The organism is Amycolatopsis sp. 3B14 (genome assembly GCF_050958625.1).
GTDB lineage: Bacteria > Actinomycetota > Actinomycetes > Mycobacteriales > Pseudonocardiaceae > Amycolatopsis_E > Amycolatopsis_E thermoflava.
Genome location: NZ_JBHZEN010000031.1, coordinates 24,235 through 43,548, shown reverse-complemented (window position 1 = coordinate 43,548; position 19,314 = coordinate 24,235). Strand labels below are relative to the sequence as shown.

At 71.9% G+C, this 19,314-nt stretch carries 18 protein-coding genes; 7 read left to right on the top strand and 11 right to left on the bottom strand.

Annotation, left to right across the window (positions count from 1 at the left end; translation table 11 throughout):
* Nucleotides 1-104 precede the first annotated feature (104 nt).
* From ACCP09_RS19415 to ACCP09_RS19385, 7 genes are read right to left on the bottom strand one after another with little or no spacing between them, the layout of a single operon-like run.
* Entirely contained in the window at nt 105-1,334 is a 1,230-nt protein-coding gene (locus ACCP09_RS19415; RefSeq protein WP_433748565.1) for a 2-hydroxyacyl-CoA dehydratase, read from the bottom strand.
* The gene (locus ACCP09_RS19410; RefSeq protein WP_433748562.1) at nt 1,331-2,344 is read right to left on the bottom strand and encodes a 2-hydroxyacyl-CoA dehydratase; all 1,014 of its coding nucleotides are present in this window, start codon (nt 2,342-2,344) and stop codon (nt 1,331-1,333) included. The genes ACCP09_RS19415 and ACCP09_RS19410 overlap by 4 nt, the downstream gene beginning before the upstream one ends.
* Entirely contained in the window at nt 2,344-3,582 is a 1,239-nt protein-coding gene (locus ACCP09_RS19405) for a CaiB/BaiF CoA transferase family protein (RefSeq protein ID WP_433748559.1), read from the bottom strand. The genes ACCP09_RS19410 and ACCP09_RS19405 overlap by 1 nt, the downstream gene beginning before the upstream one ends.
* Nucleotides 3,579-4,712 (bottom strand): CapA family protein, encoded by a 1,134-nt coding sequence (locus tag ACCP09_RS19400; RefSeq protein ID WP_123683124.1) that lies wholly within the window; start codon nt 4,710-4,712, stop codon nt 3,579-3,581. Before ACCP09_RS19400 ends, ACCP09_RS19405 begins: the two co-directional genes overlap by 4 nt.
* The gene (locus ACCP09_RS19395; RefSeq protein ID WP_027931317.1) at nt 4,709-5,494 is read right to left on the bottom strand and encodes an amino acid ABC transporter ATP-binding protein; all 786 of its coding nucleotides are present in this window, start codon (nt 5,492-5,494) and stop codon (nt 4,709-4,711) included. Before ACCP09_RS19395 ends, ACCP09_RS19400 begins: the two co-directional genes overlap by 4 nt.
* A complete protein-coding gene (locus tag ACCP09_RS19390) occupies nt 5,491-6,351 on the bottom strand; it encodes an amino acid ABC transporter permease (RefSeq protein WP_027931316.1) in 861 nt (286 codons plus the stop codon). Before ACCP09_RS19390 ends, ACCP09_RS19395 begins: the two co-directional genes overlap by 4 nt.
* Before the next feature lie 13 nt (nt 6,352-6,364).
* Nucleotides 6,365-7,267, bottom strand: coding sequence for a transporter substrate-binding domain-containing protein (locus ACCP09_RS19385; RefSeq protein WP_027931315.1), 903 nt, complete (start codon nt 7,265-7,267; stop codon nt 6,365-6,367).
* A gap of 117 nt (nt 7,268-7,384) precedes the next feature.
* Here ACCP09_RS19385 and ACCP09_RS19380 point away from each other — a divergent pair, with 117 nt between their 5' ends.
* The 4 genes from ACCP09_RS19380 (at nt 7,385) to ACCP09_RS19365 (ending at nt 10,909) form a co-directional block, all read left to right on the top strand.
* Nucleotides 7,385-8,380 (top strand): PaaX family transcriptional regulator, encoded by a 996-nt coding sequence (locus ACCP09_RS19380; protein ID WP_400989445.1) that lies wholly within the window; start codon nt 7,385-7,387, stop codon nt 8,378-8,380.
* A gap of 81 nt (nt 8,381-8,461) precedes the next feature.
* Nucleotides 8,462-8,608 (top strand): hypothetical protein, encoded by a 147-nt coding sequence (locus ACCP09_RS19375; protein ID WP_433748686.1) that lies wholly within the window; start codon nt 8,462-8,464, stop codon nt 8,606-8,608.
* 73 nt (nt 8,609-8,681) lie between these two features.
* A complete protein-coding gene (locus ACCP09_RS19370) occupies nt 8,682-9,446 on the top strand; it encodes an SDR family oxidoreductase (protein ID WP_433748552.1) in 765 nt (254 codons plus the stop codon).
* Between the two features lie 92 nt (nt 9,447-9,538).
* Nucleotides 9,539-10,909, top strand: a complete 1,371-nt coding sequence (locus ACCP09_RS19365) for a M14 family zinc carboxypeptidase (RefSeq protein ID WP_433748549.1) — start codon at nt 9,539-9,541, stop codon at nt 10,907-10,909.
* A 156-nt stretch (nt 10,910-11,065) separates the two neighbouring features.
* Here ACCP09_RS19365 and catC read toward each other — a convergent pair whose 3' ends face one another.
* From catC to ACCP09_RS19345, 4 genes are read right to left on the bottom strand one after another with little or no spacing between them, the layout of a single operon-like run.
* On the bottom strand, nt 11,066-11,344 hold the full coding sequence (gene catC, locus ACCP09_RS19360; RefSeq protein WP_027931311.1) for a muconolactone Delta-isomerase: 279 nt from the start codon (nt 11,342-11,344) through the stop codon (nt 11,066-11,068).
* Nucleotides 11,345-11,365: 21 nt separating this feature from the next.
* Nucleotides 11,366-12,211: a catechol 1,2-dioxygenase gene (gene catA, locus ACCP09_RS19355; RefSeq protein ID WP_020418937.1), complete on the bottom strand. Its 846-nt coding sequence runs from the start codon at nt 12,209-12,211 to the stop codon at nt 11,366-11,368.
* Nucleotides 12,212-12,246: 35 nt separating this feature from the next.
* Entirely contained in the window at nt 12,247-13,350 is a 1,104-nt protein-coding gene (locus ACCP09_RS19350) for an enolase C-terminal domain-like protein (protein ID WP_027931310.1), read from the bottom strand.
* Entirely contained in the window at nt 13,347-14,249 is a 903-nt protein-coding gene (locus ACCP09_RS19345; protein ID WP_027931309.1) for a LysR substrate-binding domain-containing protein, read from the bottom strand. The genes ACCP09_RS19350 and ACCP09_RS19345 overlap by 4 nt, the downstream gene beginning before the upstream one ends.
* Before the next feature lie 219 nt (nt 14,250-14,468).
* On the opposite strand from ACCP09_RS19345, the gene benA reads away from it, so the two are divergent.
* The 3 genes from benA to benC are packed head-to-tail and all read left to right on the top strand — an operon-like array spanning nt 14,469 to nt 19,286.
* The gene (benA, locus tag ACCP09_RS19340) at nt 14,469-15,818 is read left to right on the top strand and encodes a benzoate 1,2-dioxygenase large subunit (RefSeq protein ID WP_027931308.1); all 1,350 of its coding nucleotides are present in this window, start codon (nt 14,469-14,471) and stop codon (nt 15,816-15,818) included.
* The gene (benB, locus tag ACCP09_RS19335) at nt 15,815-16,321 is read left to right on the top strand and encodes a benzoate 1,2-dioxygenase small subunit (RefSeq protein ID WP_017981487.1); all 507 of its coding nucleotides are present in this window, start codon (nt 15,815-15,817) and stop codon (nt 16,319-16,321) included. Before benA ends, benB begins: the two co-directional genes overlap by 4 nt.
* Before the next feature lie 10 nt (nt 16,322-16,331).
* Nucleotides 16,332-19,286, top strand: coding sequence for a benzoate 1,2-dioxygenase electron transfer component BenC (gene benC / locus ACCP09_RS19330; RefSeq protein ID WP_433748542.1), 2,955 nt, complete (start codon nt 16,332-16,334; stop codon nt 19,284-19,286).
* Nucleotides 19,287-19,314 lie beyond the last annotated feature (28 nt).

Sequence of the window (19,314 nt, the reverse complement as noted above, 5' to 3'; positions counted from 1 at the left end):
GCTGCGCGCCGCCAGTGCTGCTGATCGCCCGGGGAGGCGCCTGCCGCCGGGCGCCGTGGGTGTCGAGGGTTGTGCTGGTCGCTTGGGCGAGCGCCGCGGGCAGGTCAGCACACCTCACGATCCAGCCAGTCGCGCACCACGGCGCTGATCGCCTCGGGCGAGGCCTGCCGCGCGTCGACGTTGTCCGCGTGCAGCTCCAGCACCGGGATGCCCGCCGCCCGGAGGGCGCGCGTCGTGAAGTAGCCGCCGCGTGCGTCGTCGGAGACCAGGTGCACCACGCCGTCCACGCCGTGGTTGCGGGCCTCCTTCACGTACCACTCGGCCGACCACGGCGGCGTGTACAGCTGGTCGGAGAACGCGGCGAAGCGCGCCGCCAGCGCCCGCAACGGGTCGTCCCCGTAGCGCAGGTACCCGTCGGCCGCGATCGCGAGGTACATCGACCACACGAACACCGCGCCGTGACTTTCCTGGAAGCGGCGGTAGAAATCCAGGTCGAACCACAACCCGCGGCCGATCCACATCAGACGGACGCGTTCGTCCTCGCACACCGCCGCGCCCGCGTCGATGCGTGCCGCGACCTCGTCGTGGAAGGCGCGGGCCGCGTCGCGTGCCCATTCCGTGCCGCGGTGCCACTGCGGCACCATGACGCTCGGGATGCTGTCGGTCACCGCGAGCGGGCACGGCCGCGCCGCCGCGATCAGGTCCCTGGTGCGCCGGTTCCACTCCTGCTGCTCGTTGACCAGCGCCATCACCTCCCGGAAGCGGGTTTCCGAGAACACCCGCCCGGTGGTCTGTTCCAGGAACCGGATCAGCCCCTCCAGCTCGCCGACCATCAGGTCGAGCCGGTCGCTGCCGATCGCCTCCTCCCAGCGCCGCGGCATCAGCTCCCACCAGCGCACCGGCACGTCGTCCGCGGCCGCGCTCTCCAACGGGTAGAACGTGATGCCCGGCTGGGCGTCCCAGACGTCGAAGATCTTCCGGGACGCGTCCCCCGTGGTCTCGGCGAGCACGATGGACGGCCGCGGCAGGCCACCCCACGGCGCGTTCGCCGGATCGGGGTCGAACAGCGAAGCCAGCGACGTCGAGCTGTACTGCTCCACGTAGTCCGGGTAGCCGCGCTCCCGCAGCAGCGCGAGGTAGTCCTGGGTGCGCCGCTTCGCCGCGACGATCGAGGCCCACCACTGGTTCACCACGTACGGGATGCCCATGGCGCGGAAGATCTCCTGCGGCGCGTCGGCGTTGACCAGCGCCAGCGGCCCGTCGTGCCCGCGCAGGCCGGCGAACCACTCCTTCTGGTAGGCGGTGGCGGCGGACGCGGAGGCGAGGCGGGTCACGAGAGTTCCTTGATCGCGGTGCGGGCTTCGGGGGTGAGGCCGCCGTAGGGCTGCCGTTCGAGCAGGACCGCGGGCAACCCGGTCGCTTCGCGCTGGGCCGGGTAGTCCCACGGCGGCGCGTCGTCGTGCTCGCGGACGTAAGAGACCAGCGCCTGCGCTCCGCACTCCCGCGCCGCGGCGGCCGTGTGTGCGGCGCGGGCGCGGATCGACGCGCGCGGGGCGGACGGGCCGTTGTGCTGGTAGCGCTCGGCCAGCGCCAGCTCGGTCGGCGCACCGACCCGCCGCTGCCACAGCAGATCACCCCAGTCGTGGTCCTCGCCGACGATCAGCAACCCCGCCTCCTCCAGCGCCTCGTACACCTCCGGGCCGTCGTGGCCGCTGCCGGTGAGGAACACCCGCAGCCCCGCCACCGGGGCGTGGTCCTCGGCGAGCACCGACTCCAGCAGCTCGATGGCCGCGGTCACCGGCAACGCCGTCGTTTCAGCCACAATGGACAGTGCCCGGGTGCCGCTGATCCGCCCCCGCCTGCGCAGGGTCGCCAGTTCGGCGAACAGGGACCGCAACCGGTCGTGCGCGGTGATCGCCTCGGCCAGCGCCGCGTCGGTGATCAGCGAGCCCGTCCACGATTCCAGCGTCGCCCGCAGCTGCCGGACCTTCGCCAGCACGTACCGCGTCGTCGTGCGGTGCGGCAGGTGCAGCACGTCGACCAGGTGCAGCGGCGGCAGCGCCACCGCCGGCTCCACCCGCCGCAGCTCGCGCAGCGCGTAGAACACTCGCAGCGACGCTTCGCAGTCGCGGGACACCACGATCCCGTCCAGCCTGCCGAACTCCCCGGCCAGCAACCGGGACAGCAGCGACCGCGCCGCCGGGTCGAGGCCGCGGCCCAGGTACCGGTCGCCCAGTGTCCGGTCCGCGTCCGGCCGCCCGGCCAGCCGCACCGGGCGCGCCCCGGCCGCGGTGATCAGCTCCACCGGGACGTCCGCGCCCACGTATCCGATCACCGCGCCCATCAGATCACCGCGTCGGCGGCCAGTTCCGCGAGCTGTTCGGCGCTGTACCCCAGCCACTCCCGGTACACCTGGTCGTTGTGCTCACCGAGCGCGGGCGCCGGGCGGTCGAAACCCGCGCGGGCGCCGGAGAACCGGATCGGGATGCCGGTCGCGGACAGGTCGGCGACCGCGCCGTGCCGGGGGTGGGCGAGCGGCACCACTTCCTCGCGCTGCCGCACGAGGGGATCACGCACCGCCTCCCGCGGTTCCCGCACCGGCGCCGCGGGCACGCCGTGTGCGGCGAACGCGTCGACCACCTCGGCGACCGGGCGCGACGAGCACCACTCGCGGATCAGGTCGTGCAGCTCGTCGGCGTGCCGCACGCGCTGGTCCCGGCTGTGGAACCGGCCGTCCTCGACCAGGTCCGCGCGCCCGATCGCCCGCAGCACGCCGTGCGCGAACGCGTCGGTCGGCGCGCACAGGGCGACGTGACCGTCGGCGGCGGGCAGGATCCCGAACGGCGCGAGCCGCGGCACCATCGACCCGGTGCGCTGCGGCAGCCCGACCGCCTCGAAGGCGTCGAACGGCTCGCACGCCACCAGCGAGGTCAGCGCGCCGAGCATCGACACGTCGACGTGCTGCCCCTCGCCGGTGTGCTCGGCCTGCATCAGCGCCGACACGGTCCCGATCACCGCGAACAGCGGCGCCAGCATGTCGCCGACCGGCAGCCCGAACCGCACCGGGCCCTCGTCCGGCTCGCCCGCGGTCATCATCACGCCGCTCAGCGCCTGGATGATCGAGTCCATCGCCTTGCCCGATCCGGGACCGCCCTGCGCGCCGAACCCGCTGATCGAGGTGTAGACCAGGCGCGGGTTCAGCTCCCGCACCGCCGGGTAGTCGATGCCGAGCCGGTGCGTCACGCCCGGGCTGTAGTTCTCCACCAGCACGTCGGCGTCGCGCACCAGGTCGGCGAAGACCGCCTTCGCGCGTGGGTTCTTCAGGTTCAGGGTGACGCTGAGCTTGTTGCGGCCGCGGACGAGCATCGACACCGACATGTCGTCCTCGCCGCGCCGCGTCAGCGACAGCCCGTCCCGGCCGAGGTAGGGCGCGTTGTTGCGGGAGGAGTCCCCGCCGGTGAACGGGTTCTCCACCTTGATGACCGTGGCGCCGAGCCCGGCGAGCAGGAGCGTCGCGTACGGGCCGGCCAGCGCCGTGGTCAGGTCGATGACGGTGCGCCCGGCGAGCGGCTGGTCGGTCATGACGTCCTTTCGATGTCGTCCAGCAAGACCCGGTCGCCGCGCGGCGTGAACCGCCCGTTGAGGCCGGCCCTGCGGGTGATGTCGTCGATGTAGCCGGTCACCCGGTCGCCGTCGGGCGTGCCGCCGCACGGGACCGGGGCGCCGCGCTCGTCGATCCAGCACGGCACGAACCCCGCTTCGGCGAGCCCGTCGCGGTCGAAGCCCAGCCAGGCGATCGCCGTGTTGCGGCTTTCCGGGTGGAACGGGTATGCGGGCATCCGCGGATCGGGCGCGAACCCGTACAGCTCCTTGCGCCGCCGCGACCACGCCTCCAGTTCCGCGCTGGAGCCCGTGCCCGGGGTGAGCGCGTGGGTCACGGTGACGAAGTTGCCGAGCCCGTGGAAGATCGGCTTGCCGCGGTGGGTCTCGATGCCGCGCATGATGTGCGCGTGGTGCCCGAACACCGCGTCGGCGCCCGCGTCGATCGCCGCGCGGGCCACCGGCTTCTCGTACATCGCGACCGCGGCGGGGGTGTGCCCGACGCCCTTGTGCAGCGACACCAGCACGATGTCGGCGTCCGCGCGCAGCGCCCGGATGTCGTCGGCCATCGCGTCCAGGCTGTCCGGATCGGCGAAGGTGTAGATCTTCGGCGGCCCGCCGGGGCTCGCGTGGTCCAGCTCGTAGTGGGTGAGCACGTGCACGTAGGCGCAGCCGGGCTTCTTCGACGTGGCCCAGGATTCCCGCGGGCCGACGCAGTTGTAGGACAGCACGCCGACCCGCAGCCCGTCGCGCTCGACGATCGCCGGCCTGCGCGCCTCGTCGAGGTTCGCCCCCGCGCCCGTGGGGACGAGCCCGGCGGCGCGCGAGTGCGCGATGGTGTCCGCGACGCCGACGTCGCCGGCGTCGCAGATGTGGTTGCCTGCCAGCGTGACGACGTCGAACCCGGCGTCCGCCAGTGCGGTCAGCGCGGCCGGGTCGGCGGGCGGGGCGGGCACGTCGGTGCTCTGCGAGACCGTCGTCGTGGAGTGCGGGACCTCCACGTGCCCGATCGTCACGTCGGCCGAGCGCAGCAGGTCCGCGGACGGCGCGAGGAACGACGCCGGGTCCGGCTCGTCGAGGATCAGGTCCCCGACCGAGGCGATGGTGATCACGCAACACCTTCCATCGTCGCGTTGTGGCGGGCCAGGAAAGCCCGCAGCCGCGGGGTTTTCGGGTCGCCGAAGAGTTCCGCGGGCGGCCCGGACTCGACGATCCGGCCCGCCTCCATGAACACGCAGCGGTCGGCGACCTCGCGGGCGAAGGCCATCTCGTGGGTCACCACGACCATGGTCATGCCGTTCGCGGCGAGGTCCCGCATCACGCCGAGCACCTCGCCGACCAGCTCGGGGTCGAGCGCGCTGGTGGGCTCGTCGAACAGCGTGATCCGCGGGTGGGTGGCCACCGCGCGGGCGATCGCCACGCGCTGCTGCTGCCCGCCGGAGAGCTGCCTCGGGTAGTGCCCGGTGCGGTCGCTCAGACCGACCTGCGCGAGCAGCTCCAGCGCCTCCGCCCTGGCTTCGGCGCGGTCCCGGCCGTGCACGCGCACCGGCGCTTCGGTGACGTTGCGCAGCACGGTCATGTGGGGGAGGAGGTTGAACTGCTGGAACACCATGCTCATCCGCCGCCGCTGGGCCGCGACGCGCCGTTCGGGCAGCGGGCGCAGCCGGGAACCGCGGCGCTCGTAGCCGAGCAGCTCGTCGTCGAGGTAGATCGCGCCGCCGTCGATGCTCTCCAGCTGGTGCACGCACCGCACCAGCGTCGACTTGCCCGACCCGGACGGGCCGATCACCACCACGACCTCGCCCTCGTGCACGTCGAGGCTGACGTCGTCGAGCGCGGTGTGATCGCCGAAGTTTTTGCGCACGTTGCGCACGCGCAGCACCGGATCACTCATTTCCGCCCCCCGTGTCCCCGGCTGAAGTGCCGTTCCAGGCGGCGCTGGCCGATCGTCAGCAACGTGACCACCGCCAGGTACCACAGGCACGCGACGATGAGCATCGGCACGATCTGGTACGTGCGGTTGTAGATGACCTGGACCGAGTGCAGCAGGTCGGCCATCGCGATCACCGACACCAGCGCCGTGCCCTTGAGCACGCTGATGAACTGGCTGCCCGCGGGCGGGATGATCGTGCGCATCGCCTGCGGCAGCACCACGCGCACGAACGTCTGGCCGGGCGTGAACCCCATCGCCCTGGCCGCGTCGCGCTGGCCGCTGTCCACGCCGAGCAGCCCGGCGCGGATGATCTCGGCCAGGTAGGCCGACTCCACCAGCGACAGGCCGATGATCGCCGCGGTGAGCGGGGTGATCACCAGGTTGGCGTCCCAGGAGGCGAACACCGGGCCGAACGGGATGCCGATCGACAGCCGCGGCAGCAGGTAGGCCAGGTTGAACCAGAAGATCAGCTGCACCAGCGGCGGGATGCCGCGGAACACTCCGATGTAGACGGTCGCGGCCCAGCGCAGCGGCGGGAAGTCGCTCAGCTGCGCGGCGGCGAGCAGGCCGCCGACCAGCGAGCCGATCACCATCGCCACCACCGCCAGCAGGACGGTCGTGCCGAGCCCGGCGAGCACGGTCGGGTCGAACAGGTACTCGGCCACGACGTCCCACTGGAAGCGGGAGTTGCCGATGAGGAACCAGGCGAGCTGGGCGGTGACGACGGCCAGGACGATCCCGGCCACCCAGCGCCACGGCCGGAACCGGTGGCGCGCGGTGGCGACGTCGTCGGGCGGCGCCGCGGTGAGGGTTGTCATGGGTTCTCCGTGGTCAGCGGGACGTGGCGACGTTGAGCAGCGGCTTCTCGACCGTGACGTCGGTCAGTCCCCACTTCTGCATGATCTGGCGGTACTCGCCGCTGTCGAACAGGGCCTGGTACGCGTCACGCAGCACCGGGCCGAGGCCGCTGGTCTTGGGCACGAGCAGCGCGAGGTTGTCGGCGGTCGCCCCCTGCGCCTCGGTCTGCGTGACGTAGGTGAAGGCGCCCTTCTGCGCGGTGGTGACGTCGATGGCGGCGGCCTGGGTCATCCCGGCGGCGTCCGCGCGGCCGGACTGGGCGGCCAGCATCGTCGCGTTGGTGTCGGCCAGCCCGATCGTGGTGGTGGGCGCGCGGCCGGCGCCGGTGCAGTACTGGGAGAGCTTGTTCAGCTGCTCCTCGACGATGCTCGCGCTGACCACCGCGACCCGCTTGCCGCACAGGTCGTCCACCGTCTTGATGCCCGCGGTGGAGCCGGCCGGCACGACGTAGGAGGTGCGGGTGGTCATCCAGGTGATCGAGTCGAACTGCTGCTCGCGCTCCGCGGTGGCCTTGACCGGGCCGTTGAAGGCCTCGTAGCGGCCGCTGAGCATGCCCTGCAGGGCGGCCGGGAGGTTGCTGACCACCACGGTCTGGGTGCGGACGCCCAGCACCCGGCCGAGCGCGTCCTGGAAATCCTTGTCGATGCCGGTGACACTGGTGCCGTCGGCGCCGACGGTCCGGTACGGCGGGTGCGAGTCGCCGGCGAATCTGAGCACGCCGGAGTCCTTGACCTGCTGCGGCAGGGCGTCGTGCAGGGCGGGCACGGCGGCGGTGCCCGGGCCGGGACCCGAACCGGACGAGGCCTGGCCGCAGCCGGTGAGGGCCAGGACCGCGGCCACCGCGAGGACGAGGGGACGGCGGAGGGTGTGGCGCATGGCGTGTTTCTCCCTGCGTTGGGCCTTGCCAGGCGATCGAGGAGGGTTGCTGTCGAAGTTGAGGACGAGCGTCGCACGAGCTGTCGCCTATTTCAAGACCTGTGCGAGACTGGGCCGGTGACCGCGAAGAATCCGGGGGCCGCACTGCCCCGCCCGCAGAACGGCGCCGAACCGCAGCTGCTGCTCACGTCGCTGCTGGGCGACTTCTGGTACTGGCGGGACGAGCACGTGCCGGCGACCGCGCTGGTCCGGCTGCTCGCGGACTTCGACGTCACCGCCGACGGCGCCCGCGCGGCGATGCGGCGGCTCGCGGCGCGCGGGCTGCTCACGGTGTCCCGGCAGGGCCGGACGACCGCGTACGGGATCCCGCCGCGCACGTCGGAAGTGATCGTCGAGCGCACGCACCGCATGCTGACGTTCGGCTCGACCGCCCCGAAGTGGGACGGCCGCTGGACGGTCGTCGCGTTCTCCGTCCCCGAACAGGACCGGACGCTGCGCAACAACCTGCGGTCCCGGCTGCGGGTCCTGCGCTTCGCCGCGCTGTACGACGGGGTGTGGGTGTCGCCGCACGACGCGGGCGAGGAGGCCCTGGAGGTGCTGCGCGAGCTGGGCATCACGACGGCGACCGTGCTGCGGTCGACCGAGGTGCCGGGCGGGCCGGTCAGCCCCGTCGCCGCGTTCGACCTGGAGCCGCTGGCGCGGGAGTACCGCGAGTTCGCCGACCGCTACGAGCCGATGCTGCAGAGCCTCGACGACGGGCTCATCGGGCCGAAGCAGGCGCTGCGGATGCGGACCGAGCTGCGCGTGGACTGGCGGCACTTCCCGGAGACGGACCCGGACCTGCCCGCCGAACTGCTGCCCGCCGGCTGGGACCGGGCGCGGGCGCAGCGGGTGTTCGTGCAGATCTACGACCGGCTCGGCCCGCTCGCGGAGATCCGGTTCCGGCAGATCCTCGGGTCTGTGGCGCCCGACCTGGCCGAGCACGCGTCCCACCACGACTCGGCGACGGTCGCGGAGCTGTTCGCCACCCTCGGGGACCGTCGCGCGCACGGCGACACGCCGTTCGAGCAGGCGGCGGCCGCGCGTCGCCTCGCGGAGGCGGAGCGGGGCTAGCGCGTGCTCCCGTGCACTGTTCAACAGTGACACGTCCGGTGCTGCTCATCTCGAGAGAGACCTCGTGCCCGCGCCGAAGGCCTGGCCGCGGCGCCGGACCACACCTTCCTCTCCGTGGCCGACACGGGCGCGGACACGATGACGGTCGTCGACATCCCGACCGGCACCCGGCACGCGACTGTCCCCGTCGGCGCGCAGCCCGAAGGCGTGGCGGTTTCCCCGCGGTAGCCGGGACCTGGCCGGGGATCGCCAAAGGTATACTGAGGCGAGAAATCAACTCAGTCTACTTTCTGGGGGCGTCATGAAGACCTGGCTGATCACGGGCGCGTCCGGTGGCTTCGGCACCGCGATCGCCCGGCAGGCGCTCGCCGCGGGAGACGCCGTGGTCGCCACCGCGCGGCGGCCGGAGCGCGTCCGGCTCGCCGGGGAGCGGTTGCTCGTGCTGCCGCTGGACGTCACCGACGAGGAGGCGGCCCGCGCGGCTGCCGAGCGCGCCGTCGAGCGGTTCGGCCGGATCGACGTCCTGGTGAGCAACGCGGGCCGCGGGTTGTTCGGCGCGGTGGAGGAGACGTCACCGGCGGAAGCGCGGGAGTTGTTCGACACCAACGTGTTCGGCGTACTGGCGGTGACGCGCGCCGTGCTTCCGGTGATGCGTGCCCAGCGCAGCGGGCACCTGCTGGCGATCAGCTCGATGGGCGGCTTCTCGGCGGGCGCCGGGTTCGGGGTGTACGCGGCGAGCAAGTTCGCCGTCGAGGCGCTGCACGAAGCCCTGCGTGAAGAGCTGGCGCCGTTCGGGGTGCGTGTCACCATCGTCGAGCCGGGGGTGTTCGACACCGGTTTCAGCGGCGCGTCGGCCCAGGTCGCGCAGAAGATCGACGCGTACGCCGCGCCCGACTACACCGACGACGACGGTGACCCGCCGGGCGACCCGGCCGACGCGGCGGCGGCGATCGTCGCGGTGGCCGGGGCCGCGGACGCGCCGCTGCGGCTCCCGCTGGGCCGCGACGCGATCGCCCGCATCCGCGCGAAGCTGGACCAGGTGGCCGGCGACCTCGGTACCACGTGACGCTCCACTCGTTTCGCCTGGTCGGCCCTCGCCCGCCGCGACACATTCGGGTGAACTGGACCGAGCACGGTACGACGGACGAGGAGAGACCCGTGGCGCTGCCGGAGTGGCTGGTCAAGGAGATCGACGGGGTCGGGGACCACTCGGCGTTCGCGGGCGTCGACGAACTGGAACGCGGGCTGCGCACACTAGCAGCGGGCTACCCGGAGATCACGACGCTGCGGCGCGTCGGCACGTCCCGGCATGGCGAGCCCCTGCTGTGCCTGACGATCGACGGCGAGCCCGGTGATCCGACGGCGCTGGTGTTCGGGCTGCCGCACCCCAACGAGCCCATCGGCGGGCTCACCGCGCTGCACCTGGCCGCGCGGCTGTGCGCCGACCCGGGGCTGCGGGGGCGGCTGCGGCACCGGTGGCGGGTCATCGCGTGCATCGACCCGGACGGGCTGCGGCTCAACGAGGGCTGGCTGGCCGGCCCCTTCACGCGGGAGCACTACGCGCGGCACTTCTACCGCCCGGCCGGGCCGGACCAGGTGGAGTGGACGTTCCCGCTGGACTACAAGGACGCCTACTTCGACGCGGCGTTGCCGGAGACGCAGGCGCTGATGCGGCTCATCGACTCCGACCGGCCGGGCCTGGTGTGCTCGCTGCACAACAGCGAGCTGGGCGGCGTCTACTACTACCTCAGCCGCGCCGAGCCGCCGCTGCACCTGGCGCTGCAGGCGCTGCCCGGGCACGTCGGGCTGCCGCTGGACCGCGGCGAGCCGGAGGCGCCCTACATCACGCGGCTCGACGACGCGATCTTCCAGGGCACGTCGATCAGCCGTGCCTATGACTACCTGACCGGGCTCGGCGAACCGTGGACGAGCTCGGCGGGCGACAACACGGCGTCGTACGCCGGCCGGTACGGCGCGCTCACGCTGGTCACCGAGCTGCCGTACTGGACGTCGGACACGGCGGACGACGACGGCCCGGCCGGCACCGGGTACGCCTCGGCGCTGGCCGCGCACGCCCGCGCGCTGGCGGACCTGTCGTCGCTGATGGCGGAGACGATCGAGGCGGTGGCCGGGGCGCTGATGGTGCCGGACTCGCCGTTCTGGCGGGCGAGCCGGTCCTTCGCGACGATGATGGCGTCGGGGGCGCGCAGCGCACGGTCGCGCAGCACGTCCCCGGAGGCCGATCGGCCGGCGACGGTGGCCGAGGTGTCGTCCCTCGCCGAGGCGACGCACAGCTTCCGGCTGCGCTACGGCGGAATCCTGTTGCGGGCGTTGGACGGTGAGCTGGCGGTGGGCAACACGCGGCCGGTCGTGCGGGCGGCCAGGGAGCGGGTCGCGGCGCGGCACGCGGAGTGGGTCGCCGGGGACGCGCTGATCGGCGAGTACCGCACGATCCCGATCCGGCAGCTGGTGGCGACCCAATACGGGGCGGTGCTCGCGGCGGCTGCCCAGGTGGCTGGGGTTCTGTAGCCGCTACGCGGGTTCTAGGGCGCCGGGCTTCGCTTCGCTACAACCCGGATGCCAAGAAGCCCCTCCCGAACCCGATCGGGTTGCGGGAGGGGACTGGTCAGTGGGTTGCTGCTCTCGTTGCCGGCCGGCGGTGGCCGGTCGGCTGCTTGGAACCGGTCAGGAAACCTTCGAAGGATGCGTAGCCAACGGCATCACACGAATATCCATGTACGGGAACAACGGCAACCCCGACAGCAGCTCGTGCAGCTCGTCGTTCGAGTCCACGTCGAAGATGGAGATGTTCGAGTACTCACCCACGATGCGCCACAGGTGCGGCCATTTCCCTTCCCGCTGCAGCTTCTGGCTGTACGCCTTCTCGCGGGCCACGATGTCGGCCCGCACCGACGGGTCCATATCGGACGGTAGCCGCACATCCATCCGGACGTGGAACAACATGGGTGAGTCCTCCAGAGTGAATCAAGCCGGGTCGAGCACGAAGTCGTAGGTCACCGTCTCGCCGCCGTCGGACGGCTTCGGGTCCAGGACCAGTTCCGGCTTGACCGCCGAGGCGATGTCGTCGTCGTTGTGCTCGTCGCCGGGGAAGTACAGCTGCGCGGTCAGCAGCTCGTGGCCCGGGGCGGACACCTTGACGTGCAGGTGCGCCGGGCGCCACGCGTGCCAGCCGGCCGCCGCGATCAGCTTGCCGCACGCGCCGTCGGTCGGGATCTGGTACGGCGCGGGCCGCACGGTGTGGATCTCGAACGAGCCGTCCTCCTCGACGGAGAAGGTGCCGCGCAGGTTCCACTCCGGGATGCCGGGCGCGAACTGCGAGTACAGGCCGTCGGCGTCGGCGTGCCACAGCTCGACCTTCGCGTCCTTCAGCGGCGTGCCGTCGACGGAGGTGACGCGGCCCGTCCACACCAGCGGCGTGCCGCCCTCGCCCTCACGCATCGGCACCGAGCCGCGCGAGCCCTGCTCCGGCGCGCCGGGCACGTAGTACGGGCCCTCGATGGTGCCCTTGTTGCCCTTGCGATGCGAGGTGGCGACCTCCTCGACCACGTGCTCGACCCACACGTCCAGGAACAGCGGCCACTCGCCGTCCTCGCCGACCTGGATCAGCCACGCCTTCAGGGCGTTGTACTCGTCGTAGGTGACCTTGTGCTTGCGGATGGTCTCGTGCACGGCCGAGAGCACCTCGCGGGCCAGCAGCGACACCCGCTCCTTGGGGGTGTCGGCGACGGCGGCGAACTTGTCGCTCTTGAACCGGGCCGTGGCGCTCGCGCCGGACTCCGCCGCGGCGGGAGCGTGGTGGGTGGCGGTCATGGGATCCTCCTTGATTCCTTGATATCCGGGGGAGTTCAGTGGTCCTGGCGGTATCGGTCGAGCTTGGCCGGGTCGATCTCGATGCCGAGCCCGGCGCCGGGACGGATGTGCAGCTCGCCGTCGTGGATCTCCAGCGGTTCGGTGAGCAGGTCGTCGCTCATGTCGAGGAAGTTGGACAGCTCCCCGGCCCGCCGCGACGTGAGCGCGTAGGACGCTCCGAACGCGACCGTGCACGCGGAACCGATCTGGCCGTCGATCTGGTTGCCCATCACGACTTCCAGTCCGAGCCCCTCGGCGAGGTGGTGCACGCGCTGCGAGTGGGTGAAGCCGGTGCGCGCGGTCTTGATGCTGATCGCGGTGGCCGAGCCGGCCAGGATCTCGCGCGTCACGTCGGCCGGGGTGACGGCCGACTCGTCGGCGATGAACGGCACGTCCAGCTGCGACACCAGCCAGCGGCGGCCCAGCACGTCGTCGGCGGGGCACAGCTCCTCGGCGAACAGCAGGCCGAGGTCGGACATCTCCTTCATCGCCACCGCCGACTCCGAGGCGGTCCAGCCCCGGTTGCCGTCGACGTACAACTCGACGTCGTCGCCCATGCCCTCGCGCAGGGCCCGCACGACGGCGGTGTCCAGCGAGACCGGGCGGCGCCCGACCTTGACCTTGAACGTGGTGATGCCGTGCTCGTCACGCATGCGCTGCGCCTCGGCGACCATCGCGGCCGGCTCGTCGAACCCGAGCATGTGCGACACGCGCATCCGGTCGGTGTAGCCGCCGAGCAGCTCGGTGACCTGCACGTCCAGCGTGCGGCCCAGCGCGTCCCACACGGCCATGTCGATCGCGGCCTTCGCGGCCGGGTTGCCCACGGTGCGGCCCAGCCGGGACGCCATCGTCTCGCGTTCGAGCAGGGTCAGGCCGACCACCTGCGGCGCGAAGATCTTCTCGATCACCGCGATGATCCCGGCCTGCGTCTCGCCGTAGGTGAACGGCCGCGGCGGCGCCTCCGCCACGCCGACGACCCCGTCGTCGGTGTGCACCCGCACCAGCACGTGCTCGGCCACGTGCACCTCGCCGGAGGCGAACTTGAGCGGTTTGCGGTACGGGATGGCGAACGGGATCGCCTCCACCCGCGTGATCTTCATCGGCTGACCTCGTGTGGTTGGGGGGCGAGTGCGGCCTCGAGCACCTCGAGGACCGACCGGACGAGTGGGGAGTCGTTGTCGCGGCGCCAGGCGAGTGCGAGCTCGACGGTGCCGGCGTCGGCGAGGTCGCGGAACACGACCCCGGCCAGCGGCAGTGCCCGGGCCGAGGCGGGCAGCACCGCGATGCCGAGCCCGCCGGCGACCAGCGCGAGCAGCACCGCCGTGCCTGCCGCTTCGTGCTCGCGGTGCGGGCTGAACCCGGCGGCCTGGCAGCTGCGCATGACGGCGTCGTTGACCACGGAGTCCTTGGCGGCGTAGCTGATGAACCCCTCGGTGCGCAGGTCGGCCATCGACACGACGGGCTCGACCGCGAGCCGGTGGTCGGCGGGCACGGCGAGGATCAGGGGCTCGACCTCCAGCGTGTGCAGGTCGATGTCCTCGCCCCGCGCGGGCGGGCGCAGCACGGCCAGGTCCAGGTCGCCGTTGCGCAGCCCGTCGCACTGCGCCGGGGTGAGCAGGTCGGCGTGCACCTCGACGGCGACGCCGGGCAGGTCCCGCTTCACCGCGCGGGCGATGCGCGGCAGGTGCGAGAACGCCGAGGTACCGGTGAACCCGACCCGCACCAGGCCGAGGCGGCCGTCGGCGATGCGGCGCACCCCGCGGACGCTGTCCTCGACCGTGTCCAGCACCCGCTGCGCCTCGCCGAGCAGGAACTCACCCGCGGGGGTGAGCCGAACCTGCCGGGTCGTGCGCGTGAACAGGGGCGCGCCTAGTTCGGCCTCCAGCTGCCGGATCGCGTGCGACAGGGCAGGCTGTGCCATGTGCAGGCGTTCGGCGGCCTTCCCGAAGTGGCAGGTGTCGGCCACGGCGGTGAAGTACCGCAGGTGACGCAGCTCCATCGCCGGCCTCCTTCCCGCTCCTCGTCGTGGATTCATTCACCGTAGGTACGGATATTGAGTCAAGACAAGGAGCGATTCAGTCTTGATTGATCGATGCTGTCGATTAATAGCACCCTGGGTCAGGACTAGGTAATCGCCCGGTGTGACTGGGGCCACCACTTGTCAAGGTCAGGGGAACACCGAAGCCGAGCAGTGCCGCTGAGGCCGTTGGAGGTTTCCATGACCGAGACCCTGGACCACGTGTCGGAGGTCCTCGCCGACGCCGTCGTGGAGGACCGTGACGCCGGGATCTACCGGGCGAACCGCCGGATCTTCACCGACGAGGAGATCTTCGAACTCGAGATGAAGCACATCTTCGAGGGCAACTGGATCTACCTGGCGCACGAGAGCCAGATCCCGAACCCGGGCGACTACTTCACCACCTACATCGGACGCCAGCCGGTGGTGATCACCCGTGACAAGGACGGCGAGCTGCACTGCCTGATCAACGCGTGCGCGCACCGGGGCGCGATGGTCTGCCGCCGCAAGACGGACAACCGGATGACCCTGACCTGCCCGTTCCACGGCTGGACCTTCCGCAACGACGGCAAGCTGCTCAAGGTCAAGGACCCCGACGGCGCCGGCTACCCGCCCTCGTTCAACACCGGTGGCTCGCACGACCTGACCCGCGTCGCCCGGTTCGACAGCTACCGCGGGTTCCTGTTCGGCAGCCTCAACGCCGACGTGCTGCCCCTGGACGAGCACCTCGGCGACACCACCAAGATCATCGACATGCTGGTGGACCAGTCCCCGGAGGGGTTGGAGGTGCTGCGCGGCTCGTCGACCTACACCTACGACGGCAACTGGAAGGTGCAGGCCGAGAACGGCGCGGACGGCTACCACGTCACCGCGACGCACTGGAACTACGCGGCGACCACCGCCCGGCGCAACACCGGCGAGTCCAAGAACGACACCAAGACCCTCGACGCGGGCAGCTGGGGCAAGTCCGGCGGCGGCTACTGGTCGTTTCCGCACGGCCACCTGTGCCTGTGGACGTGGGCGGCCAACCCGCAGGACCGTCCACTGTGGAACCGGATGGACGAGCTGAAGGAACAGTTCGGCGACGCCAAGGGCGAGTTCATGGTCAAGGGGTCGCGCAACCTGTGCCTGTACCCCAACGTGTACCTGATGGACCAGTTCTCCACCCAGATCCGGCACTTCCGGCCGATCGCGCCGGACAAGACCGAGGTGACGATCTACTGCATCGCGCCGAAGGGGGAGAGCGCCGAGGCCCGCGCCTGGCGGATCCGGCAGTACGAGGACTTCTTCAACGCCTCCGGCATGGCCACCCCGGACGACCTGGAGGAGTTCCGCTCCTGCCAGCTCACCTTCCGCGCCACCGCCGCGCCGTGGAACGACATGAGCCGCGGCGCCGAGCACTGGCTCACCGGCCCGGACGAGGTCGCACTGGCGCTGGACATGAAGGGCGTCATCTCGGCGGGGCAGAAGAACGAGGACGAGGGCCTGTACCCGGTGCAGCACGGCTACTGGCGGGACACCCTCCGCAAGGCGATCGGAGCGGCGGAATGACCAGCGCGACCAAGACCATCACGCAGACCGACATCGAGCAGTTCCTCTACCGCGAGGCGCGTTACCTCGACGACCGCGAGTTCGAGAAGTGGCTCGACTGCTACGCCGACGACGTGGTGTTCTGGATGCCCTCCTGGGGCGACGACGACCTGCTGACCGAGGACCCGCAGAGCCAGGTCTCGCTCATCTACTACCCGAACAAGGGCGGGCTGGAGGACCGCGTGTTCCGGATCCGCACCGAACGCTCCAGCGCCACGTCGATCCCGGAGCCGCGCACCAGCCACAACATCACCAACGTGGAGCTGATCGAGCGCCGCGGCGACATCGTGGACGTGCGGTTCAACTGGCACACCATGTACTTCCGCTACAAGACCGTCGACCCGTACTACGGCACGTCGTTCTACACGATCGACTTCTCCGGCGAGTCACCGCTGATCCGCCGCAAGACCGTCATCTTGAAGAACGACTACATCCACCACGTCGTCGACGTCTACCACATCTGAGGGAGGCGTCATGGCTTTCCAGGTCGCACTGTCCTTCGAGGACGGTGTCACCCGCTTCATCAAGTGCGAGCCGGACCAGACGGTCGCCGACGCGTCCTACCGGCAGCGCATCAACATCCCGCTGGACTGCCGCGACGGGGCGTGCGGGACGTGCAAGGCGTTCTGCGAGTCGGGCGACTACGACGGCGGCACCTACATCGACGACGCGTTGTCCCCGGACGAGGCGTCCCGGGGTTACGTGCTGCCGTGCAGCATGAAGCCGCGCTCCGACCTGGTGCTGCAGATCGCCAGCACCTCGGCCGTGGCGAAGACCCAGGCGGCGACCTATTCGGCGACCCTGACCGGGCTGGACCGGTTGTCGCCCACCACGTTCGCCCTCACGCTGGAGACGCCGGACCGCGACAAGCTCGCGTTCCTGCCCGGCCAGTACGTCAACATCGAGGTCCCCGGCACCGGGCAGACCCGCTCGTACTCGTTCAGCAACGCGCCGGACGACAAGGAGCTGACGTTCCTGGTGAAGCTCACGCCGGGCGGCCTCATGTCGGACTACCTGACCGAGCGGGCCGCACCCGGCGACGAGTTGCGTTTCACCGGCCCGAACGGCAGCTTCTTCCTGCGCGAGACCGAGCGTCCGGTGCTGCTGCTGGCCGGCGGCACCGGGCTGGCGCCGATCCTGTCGATCCTGCGCGCGATGCGGGCCTGCGGGTCGTCGCGCCCGGCGCACCTGGTCTACGGCGTCAGCACCGACGACGACCTGGTCGAACTGGACACGCTCGCCTCGCTGGCCGCCGAGGTGGAGGGGCTGACGTGGGACTACTGCGTCGCCGACCCGGACTCCAGCGCCCCGAACAAGGGCTACGTGACCAGCCTGATCCGCGACGAGCACCTGCACGGCGGCGACGTGGCCGTGTACCTGTGCGGCCCGCCGCCGATGGTCGAGGCGGTGCGCAAGCACTTCACCGACGCCGGGGTGCAGCCGACGGGCTTCTACTACGAGAAGTTCGCGCTAGCCGCCCCCGCGGGGGAGGCGACGGCCGGTGCCAACGCGGCGGGCCGCGGCCAGACCCCGGGAGCGACCGCTCCGGCGGGCGCTGCTGCATCGGGCGTTGCCGCGCCGGGGGTTGCCGCGCCGGGCACCGCGGCGCCGGGTGCTGCCGCGTCGGGGGTTGCCGTATCGGGCGCTGCTGCATCGGGCGCTGCTGCATCGGGCGCTGCCGCGCCGGGCGTTGCCGCGTCGGGGGTTGCCGCGCCGGGCACCGCGGCGCCGGGTGCTGCCGCACCGGGCGCTGCCGCGCTGGGCACCGCGGCGCCGGGCGGCGCCGCGCCCGCGGCCACCGCCTCGGCACGCAGCGTCGCCGTCAAGACTCCGGCGTCCCCGGCGCCGGGAGCCCCCGCCGCTCCGGGATCCGCGTCCCCTTCGCCGGAGCGTGCGGGGGCGAGCCGGACCGTCGCCGGGCAGGCGATCTTCCCGCCCGCCGAGCTCGCGCCGCTGCGCGGCGGCCCCGCGCGGGCTGCCGCCGAGGAGGCGGCCACGGCCCGCACCATCGCGGGCCAGCCAATCTGGCCCGCCGGCGGCGGTGCCGGTGCGCTGGACGCAGGCGAGCCGTTGCGGCCAACGGCCTCCCGCGCCATCGCCGGGCAGGAGATGCTGCCCCGCGCCGAAATCGCCCCGCTCACCGAACCCCCGCTCACCGAACCCGGGCGGTACGAGATCGGCGAGGAACACCCGTCGGTGCACGAGTCGGACGCCGTGTTCGAGGCGCGCCAGGCCCTGGAGCTGGGCGCGGTGGAGATCACGATCGGCCGGCTGTCCTCCCAGCAGTTGGCCGGGTACCGCCTGCTCGCCGAGGCCACTCTGCCCTATGTGGACGGTGACCGGTTCCTCGACGCCGCCGCCTACACCGAAACCAACGCGGCCTTCCACGACTACCTGTTCACCCTGACCGGCAACGAGCACCTCCTGCAGGCCTACCACGCGCTCGGCGTGAAGGGCCACATGACCGAAACCCTCCGCGACGCCACCTGGTGCCACCCCCGCTGCGCGCAGGACCACCTGGACATCGTGGCCGCGTTCGAGGCGGGGGACCGGACTGCCGCGCGCCGCCTGGTCGCCGAGCACGCCGAACGCTCGAAGACCACCATGCGCCGGGCGATGGACGACAAGAAGGCCGCGCGGCGGCCGCGGTTCATCAGCCCCGGCCGGTTCGACGGCAAGGTCGTCGTGGTCACCGGCGCCGCGCAGGGCATCGGCGAGCGGGTGGCGCGGCGGATCAGCGCGGAGGGCGGCACGGTCGTCCTCGCCGACCGCGCCGACCTGGTCACGGACGTGGCGGACGAGCTGACCGGCGAGGCCCTGCCGGTGCTGGCCGACCTGGAGACCTGGGCCGGCGCGCAGGCGGTGGCGGAGGCGGCGCTGGCCCGGTACGGCCGCATCGACGTGCTGGTCAACAACGTCGGCGGCGCGATCTGGTTCAAGCCGTTCACCGAATTCACGCCGGACCAGATCGACGCCGAGATCCGCCGGTCGCTGATGACCACGCTGTACTCCTGCCGCGCCGCGCTGCCGTCGATGGCCGCGCGGGGGCGGGGCGTGATCGTCAACGTCTCCTCGGCCGCCACCCGCGGCATCCACCGCATCCCGTACTCGGCGGCCAAGGGCGGCATCAACGCCATCACGGCGTCGCTCGCGCTGGAGTACGCCGACGCCGGCATCCGGGTGGTCGCGACCGCGCCCGGCGGCACCGAGGCGCCGCCCCGCCGCATCAGCCGCGGCGGATCGGCGTTGGAGACCGAGCAGGAGCGCGCCTGGTTCCAGGCGCACATCGACCAGACCGTGAACTCCTCGCTGATGAAGCGCTACGGCACGCTCGACGAGCAGGCCGCCGCGATCACGTTCCTGGCCTCCGACGAGGCCTCCTACATCACCGGCACCGTCCTGCCGGTGGCCGGGGGCGACCTCGGCTGAACCCGGCTGCCCCGCCCGGGGCCGCCGT

Excerpts from the sequence above, each read along its gene's own strand:
- ACCP09_RS19395 (WP_027931317.1), bottom strand. The coding sequence starts at position 5,494 with ATGAGTGATCCGGTGCTGCGCGTGCGCAACGTGCGCAAAAACTTCGGC.
- ACCP09_RS19410 (WP_433748562.1), bottom strand. The coding sequence starts at position 2,344 with ATGGGCGCGGTGATCGGATACGTGGGCGCGGACGTCCCGGTGGAGCTG.
- benC (WP_433748542.1), top strand. The coding sequence starts at position 16,332 with ATGGCTTTCCAGGTCGCACTGTCCTTCGAGGACGGTGTCACCCGCTTC.
- catA (WP_020418937.1), bottom strand. The coding sequence starts at position 12,211 with ATGACCGCCACCCACCACGCTCCCGCCGCGGCGGAGTCCGGCGCGAGC.
- ACCP09_RS19345 (WP_027931309.1), bottom strand. The coding sequence starts at position 14,249 with ATGGAGCTGCGTCACCTGCGGTACTTCACCGCCGTGGCCGACACCTGC.
- catC (WP_027931311.1), bottom strand. The coding sequence starts at position 11,344 with ATGTTGTTCCACGTCCGGATGGATGTGCGGCTACCGTCCGATATGGAC.
- ACCP09_RS19350 (WP_027931310.1), bottom strand. The coding sequence starts at position 13,350 with ATGAAGATCACGCGGGTGGAGGCGATCCCGTTCGCCATCCCGTACCGC.
- ACCP09_RS19390 (WP_027931316.1), bottom strand. The coding sequence starts at position 6,351 with ATGACAACCCTCACCGCGGCGCCGCCCGACGACGTCGCCACCGCGCGC.
- ACCP09_RS19370 (WP_433748552.1), top strand. The coding sequence starts at position 8,682 with ATGAAGACCTGGCTGATCACGGGCGCGTCCGGTGGCTTCGGCACCGCG.
- ACCP09_RS19405 (WP_433748559.1), bottom strand. The coding sequence starts at position 3,582 with ATGACCGACCAGCCGCTCGCCGGGCGCACCGTCATCGACCTGACCACG.
- benB (WP_017981487.1), top strand. The coding sequence starts at position 15,815 with ATGACCAGCGCGACCAAGACCATCACGCAGACCGACATCGAGCAGTTC.
- ACCP09_RS19385 (WP_027931315.1), bottom strand. The coding sequence starts at position 7,267 with ATGCGCCACACCCTCCGCCGTCCCCTCGTCCTCGCGGTGGCCGCGGTC.
- benA (WP_027931308.1), top strand. The coding sequence starts at position 14,469 with ATGACCGAGACCCTGGACCACGTGTCGGAGGTCCTCGCCGACGCCGTC.